The sequence below is a fragment of the Streptomyces sp. A0642 genome (genome assembly GCF_004795105.1).
GTDB lineage: Bacteria > Actinomycetota > Actinomycetes > Streptomycetales > Streptomycetaceae > Streptomyces.
Map to the genome: position 1 here is coordinate 379,861 of NZ_SSBL01000006.1, position 6,287 is coordinate 386,147.

A 6,287-nucleotide genomic window follows, 5' to 3' on the forward strand; every position below is an offset into this window, starting at 1 on the left:
ATGAGGTGATGGCATCGCTCACGAGCAGTCCGGGTGTTCCTGAGCCGGTGGTATGACATCGAGCTGCCGCTCGGTGCGCTCCAACCACCTTCGGTACCAGTCCGCGAAGTCATGCCCGGACGGCTCGATCCCTCGGTCCGCCGGCCTCAGATCCTCCCAGATGGCACCCCGGTGCGGGCCCGTCATCACCAGCAGCGATGCGTAGCCGCATCCCTGCTCGCTGAGGAACACGGCGCCTGCCTCCTGAGCATCACTCAGCTCCTCGTAGCGCGCGTCCCAGGCCGTGTACGCGCGGCGGAATGCGTTGTCGGCCGCAAAGGCGTCCTCCTTGGGCTCCCGCGTCCCGAGCGAGTCGAGCTCGCTCTGAAGTGCCTCGGCCACGAAGGGCCGTCCGGCGAACTCGGCGGTTGTCGGTTGCGCGGGGAAGGCAATCCCGATGCCGCGCCATTGCCACCCGCCTTCACCCACGACCGGCGTCATCAGGCCGTAGTCGGGGCCAGCACCTCCGCCTCCCACGCAGAGCAGAAAACTCCGATATCGCACCGGCAGGCCGACACCCAAGTCCGCCTCCAGCGCTCGCAGCTCTTCCTCCTCCATGACCGGACCGAGCCGAAAGCCATGGCCTCGCGCCCCGAAAATCTTGCCTGCTCCGGGGTGGTCGGCCAGCCGGAGCACCCGCTTCCTCACTCCCGCCCATATGTCCTCAGTCATGGACATACGCTAGTGGGACACGAAGCACACGGGCACTGGATCTCACGGTGCTCCATTCGGGCCGAGGCCCCCACGCCCACTGGCATCACCGTTTGTGAGACCCCGCAGAAGGTGGACCAACACCTTTCTTCGGGCTCTGGTCCACTCCTGCGGGCGCATGACTCTCGGTCACGCCAACAGAACTCGTTTGCGCAGGAGTTCGAATCCCGCGCGGCCGAACATCTGGCGCTTTAGCATCTTGATCCGGTTGACATGACCTTCCACGACGCCGGAGTTCCAGGGCAGTGTGAGGCCGGCGATGACGGCGTCGAGGTCGCGTTCGAGATGCTGGGCGAAGTGCCGGAGGCTGGGTAGGTCGGTAGTGGAGGTGGCCGCTTCGATCCAGGCCGGCAACTGGTCGCCCTGGAGGTGAGCGACCATGCGCCCAAAGGAACGCGTGTGCTCGGAGAGTGCCGTCAGTTCGGGGCAGTTGGCCAGGACGGTTTCGAGCTGGAGTCGGTCGCCTTCGGGCAGGGCGTCGGGGTGGGTGAGGAGCCAGCGCGTGACGGCGCGGGCCGACGGCGGGCGCGGGCCGACCGATTGAGGCTTGCCGCGAAGATTCCTGCCGACGTAGTCGCGGACGCTGGCGTAGCCGCGGGGATAGCCCTGTTCCTTGATCTCCTCCCATAGTTTCCAGGCATTGGTGCAGCCTTCCTGCCAGCGCTGATCGAGGTAGGGCTTGTAGGCGTCGAGCCTGGTCGCACGGTTTTGCCACTGACCGGTGAACATCTCCTCTGGGGTGGTGGCGCGGGAAAAGCGCAGGATCGTGTTGAGGGTCATCCCGAGCTGCCGGGCGACGGACCGCTTGCTGTGACCAGCCGTGAGGAGAGCGTGGATGGTGGCATGCTTGGCGCGGGTGCGTTCGGCGAACCGGTGTCCTGTCGGCCAGGGCGATGACGGGGCCGGCTCCGGCTCCTCCCGGGGTCCCTCCGGCTGTTCCGGCGTGGGGCGTAAGCAGCTGCGGTGCCGGTAAACACACTTCTCGGCGGCTTCGCCCAGGTTGTGCCAGAGATGCCATCGGTCGGCGACCTGGAGGGCCTGCGGGGCACCGCGGGTGGCACCCTCGGCGAAGAAGGGGGCTCGGTCACGGCAGACGATCTCGATGCCGGGCCGCTTGGCGAGCCACGCAGCGAACGTGTCCGCCTCCCGGTCGGCAAGGAGGTCGACCGGGCGGCGTGTTTCGACGTCGACGAGCACGGTTCCGTAGATACGGCCATTGCGTTGGGCGTACTCGTCCACGCCGACCACGCGGGGTGCTGTGGTGGCGGGGTCCGGAAGCGAGGCGATCAGCCTCAGCAGGGTGTTCCGGCTGACCGGAACCTTGAAGGCGTCCGTCATCCGGGCGCCGGCCCGGCCCGCGAGCGCAAGACCAACCGACACCAGCGTCGTCCGCAGCCGCTCGGTCCGTCCACACCACGACGAACTTTCCCGCCGTTGGCAGATCACGAGGAAATCGCAGGTAGGAACCGTGTACTCGCCCCGACCAGCATCCACACCCCGGGCAGGCCTCCCGCCCTGCGGTCGTGCGGGCCTCGACCCGGACGACCGTGTCGGTCACCTCGACCGATTCGACCAGCGCGCCCTCGACCGAGGAGAATAGCAACTCGTCCAACTTCAACAGCACTTCGTTCACAGCGGAGGACTGTCGACCACACCACCATCCAGCCGGGCGATTTTCGGGCGAACTCACTCGCCATCACACCAAGATCAACAGTCACCCTGCGTGCCCGCCCACAGGAAGTGGACCAGAGCCCTTCTTGGGGAGTCGTTTGTCGATTAGTTCGGGAGGCGTCTGGCCCGAGGTGCAGTGATCAACATCGATGAGTTTTGGGTTCTGGCACAGATCTTGGGGAGCCGTCGCGGAGCGTGACATCGTTGTTCGATTGCGAGGGCCTGGCTCGTACGAGACGGCGTACGCCTTGTCGCCTGACGGCCGGAAATGACGCTCCCTCAGGTGCGTTCGGTTCGCTGCTGTGGTCGGCGGTGGACCGTGATGGTGCAGGTCATGCAGACCGACGCGCCGTTCTGGGACTTAATGGTGTTCGAGGGGATCGACGAGGTGGAGGTCGAGGCGGCTACGGCCGCGTTCGGCACGGTCGAGGTGGTGGCGAGAGGTCGCGCAGTCGCGGCGGCATGTCCGGACTGCGGCCTCTTCTCGGACCGGGTCCACGATCGTTACCAGCGCAGGCTGAAGGACCTTCCGCTCGCTGATCAGGGCTTTGTGATCCGGCTGACGGTCAGGCGTTTCATCTGTGGGTCGGCAGACTGCCCGCGCCGGACGTTCGCCGAGCCGTTCTCCCGGCTGGCTGCCCCGTACGCTCGGTTCACCACGCGTCTCAACCACGCCCTGGAACGGGTCGGGCTCGCCCTGGCCGGGCGGGCCGGAGCTCGGCTGGCGGCCCAACTGGGCTTTGGTGCGGGACGGATGACCTTGTTACGCAGGGTCATGGCACTGCCCGATCCGCGGTTCAGTACTCCGCGGGTGCTGGGTGTGGACGACTTTGCGATTCGTCGCGGTCAGACCTACTCCACGGTCTTGACCAGCGTCGAAGACCGTCGCGTGGTCGATGTGCTTCAGACCCGTGAGGCCGGGCCGCTGGCCGCCTGGCTGGACCGCCACCCGGGGGTGGAGATCATCTGCCGGGACCGGGCGGGCGCCTACGCTGAGGGCGCCCGGCGCGGTGCCCCTGATGCTCTGCAGGTCGCTGACCGGTTCCATCTGTGGCAGGGCCTCGGCCGGGCCGTAGAGACCTGCGTCGCCGCCCACCGCGACTGCCTGCGCAACCCGTCGTCCAGTGGCACGCTGCCGCAGAACACCCCACCGGATTCCGATCGGCCGCAGAACGGCGCGGAGCCGGTCGGCCGGCGAGCCGAGCGGAAGAAGGCCGCACATGCCCTGGTCCACGAGATGCTCGCCCAGGGTCACTCACGCCGGGCGATCGCCCGGCACCTGGGCTGGGGCCTCAACACCGTCCTCCGATACGCGAACGCCGCACGCTGGCAGGACACCATCCGCGACAACCGGCCCCGGCCCAGCAGGCTCGACCCCTACAAGCCCTACCTGGAACGACGCTTCGCCGAGGGATGCACCAGCGTCACCCAACTCCACGGCGAACTGGTCGCCGAGCACGCTCCCGTCACCTACGGCATGGTCCGCGCACACATCGCCACCCTGCGCGAGGCTCCGTCCGCCGCACCGCCGAGGCCGCCGACGGTACGGCAGGTGACCGGGTGGATCACACGCCACCCCGCCGCCCTGAGCGAGGAGGACAGCGTCGGCCTCAAGGACGTCCTGGCCCGCTGTCCCGAACTGGACATAGCGGCCGGACACGTCCGCGATTTCGGTGAGATCCTCACCGGCCGCCTCGGCGCCACGCTCCCTCCCTGGATCGACGCAGTCGACGCCAGCCAGCTGCCCGGGCTCACCGGCTTCGCACTCCACCTGCTCCGAGACCTCGACGCCGTGACCGCCGGCCTCACTCTGGACTGGAGCTCCGGCAGCATCGAGGGCGCCGTGAACCGCATCAAGAAGATCAAGAGACAGCTCTACGGCCGAGCCGGATTCGAACTCCTACGCAAGATGATCTTGCTCCAATAGCGCATCGCCCTGGTGCCGACTCGCCGGCTTCCCGGCCCCTTGAGATCAGAGATCGGTCGTCCAGATTCCGACAGGATGGTCGCGCGAAGGGAGCCACAACTGAGGCTGTGAGTCGCGATGCCTCTCGTCAGCCTGCTCATCCCAGTGGAAACGGCCCTCGGCATCAGGCCACGCGACTTGCAGCACGGGGAGAGGCGGCCGTCGGTAGAACCCGATGGCCTGCCCGAAGAAGGTCCGGTGCCAGCTGCGATCGACCTGCCTGAGCGCGACTTGATACCCGTGGACAACATCAGGATGGCTCTGGCCGTCCGCCAGTGTTTCTCCCGCGGCAGACTTCTCTCCGAGCGTGTTGAGCATGCGGTGCATGGCGTGGACATCGAGCCCGAACATGGCGAGTTCAGGTCCGCCGTGCGTGTGCGCGAGGCCGATCGTGTAGGCGAATCCAGGACCGATCTCGTCTTCGGGAACCATCACGACGTGCCATCCGTGCTGCTGCACATGCTCGATGACCGCCAGATCCATGCGGTCCGCTTCGTCCCGGTCGCCGTAGTCATGGCAGAGGACACAGCGGCACTGGAACGGATCATCAGTCATGTGCGGAGGGTACGAGGTGAGCCCTCACATCGAGCAACCGGGGTTTGGCCCCTCTCGATCGAACAGCGCCATCACGCTCCGCGACGGCTCCCCAAGATCTGTGCCAGAAACGCGTTTTGATGTCGATAGCGCGTGTGATCGCGGGTTGCGGGGTCCAATGGGTGTGGTGGCCTGGCGAGCCCCGAGCGCATCGTTGGTGGCCGAGCGGCTCATCGGGGCCGGCTGGAGTTCCAGATCGGCGTCGTGGGAGTCGCATGAGGTCGAGACCGGCTGGTGCCGCATCGAGGTCGACCCGACCGACGGGACACGCTCCTGAACGGAGTTGTTGATCCCCAACGGTTCGAGGATCTGGCTGTGCTGCTGACCCGGTCCGGTCTGCGGTTCAGTCTTGAGCTCTATGACGATGACGGGAACTGCTGCGGGAGATCGAAGCTGGAACCCCGTCAGCGCCTCATGACGCAGCTCCGCGCTCTTTCAGCCGGCTGCTCGCTCCGCTTGGGCTTTGGTCGCGGCGAGGCGGTAGGAGTCGGTGCCGGTCTCAATGATGGTGCCGTTGAAGGTGAGGCGGTCGACGATGGCCGCGCAGAGGCGGGGGTCGGTGAAGGTCTTGGTCCGGCCGCCGAAGGACTCGTTGGAGGCGATGGCGACGCTGCTCTTCTCTTCTCGTTCGGTCAGGACCTGGAAGAGGAGTTCGGAGCCGCGGCGATCGAGTTCCATGGAGCCGAGTTCGTCGATGCAGAGCAGGTCGACGCGGCCGTAGCGGGCGGTGGTCCTGTTCAGCTGCTTCTCGTCCGCGGCTTCGACCAGTCCGTTGACCAGATTCGTGGCGAGGGTGTAGCGGACGCGGTAGCCATTCATCGCGGCCTCGGTGCCCAGCGCGATGAGCATGTGGGACTTGTCGGTGCCGGAGTCGCCGATCAGGCAGAGCGGCTGGCTCTTCTTGATCCATTCACAGCTGGCGAGGGTGTGGATGGTGACCGGGTCGATTTTTCTCGGCCGGCCGCCGGGCCAGCCTGGGCCCCTCGCCCCTCGCTCACCCCCTTCGCCGTTCGCTCACCCCCTCGCCCCACCCCTCTTCGCCCCTTCGTTCTTCGTTCTTCGTCTCCGTGTCTTTCGTTTGTGAGTCGTTTTGTTTGTTTGGGGTGAGGTTCCTGTTTTTGGGGTGGGGTGGGAGGGCCCGTGGGCCCGTTGCAAAGAACCGTCCAACCGGTATATTTTTTGGTGGCCGGGTTGTTCCGGGCGTGATGGAGGGGGAGGTTGGGGATGGGTGGGCGTGTGTGTGCGCAGGTGTTGGTGGTGGGGGGTGGTCCGGTCGGCATGTTGGTTGCGGGGGAGTTGGCTGCGC

The 6,287-nt window shown here is 66.6% G+C and carries 4 protein-coding genes and 1 pseudogene; 1 reads left to right on the top strand and 4 read right to left on the bottom strand.

The window, feature by feature from the left end; translation table 11 throughout:
• Positions 1–18: 18 nt before the first annotated feature.
• Both E6R60_RS15475 and E6R60_RS15480 read right to left on the bottom strand, forming a co-directional pair.
• The gene (locus tag E6R60_RS15475; protein ID WP_136327098.1) at positions 19–711 is read right to left on the bottom strand and encodes an SMI1/KNR4 family protein; all 693 of its coding nucleotides are present in this window, start codon (positions 709–711) and stop codon (positions 19–21) included.
• A gap of 168 nt (positions 712–879) precedes the next feature.
• Positions 880–2,196 carry an ISL3 family transposase gene (locus tag E6R60_RS15480; protein WP_240802573.1) on the bottom strand — a complete coding sequence of 439 codons (1,317 nt, stop codon included), beginning with the start codon at positions 2,194–2,196 and terminating at the stop codon, positions 880–882.
• Positions 2,197–2,755: 559 nt separating this feature from the next.
• On the opposite strand from E6R60_RS15480, the gene E6R60_RS15485 reads away from it, so the two are divergent.
• The gene (locus E6R60_RS15485) at positions 2,756–4,348 is read left to right on the top strand and encodes an ISL3 family transposase (protein ID WP_240802574.1); all 1,593 of its coding nucleotides are present in this window, start codon (positions 2,756–2,758) and stop codon (positions 4,346–4,348) included.
• A 45-nt stretch (positions 4,349–4,393) separates the two neighbouring features.
• On the opposite strand, the gene E6R60_RS15490 is transcribed toward E6R60_RS15485, so the two are convergent.
• Both E6R60_RS15490 and E6R60_RS15495 read right to left on the bottom strand, forming a co-directional pair.
• Positions 4,394–4,942: a DUF4262 domain-containing protein gene (locus E6R60_RS15490; protein WP_168713613.1), complete on the bottom strand. Its 549-nt coding sequence runs from the start codon at positions 4,940–4,942 to the stop codon at positions 4,394–4,396.
• 474 nt (positions 4,943–5,416) lie between these two features.
• Positions 5,417–5,929, bottom strand: a pseudogene (locus E6R60_RS15495) (ATP-binding protein); the annotation flags it as partial.
• Positions 5,930–6,287 lie beyond the last annotated feature (358 nt).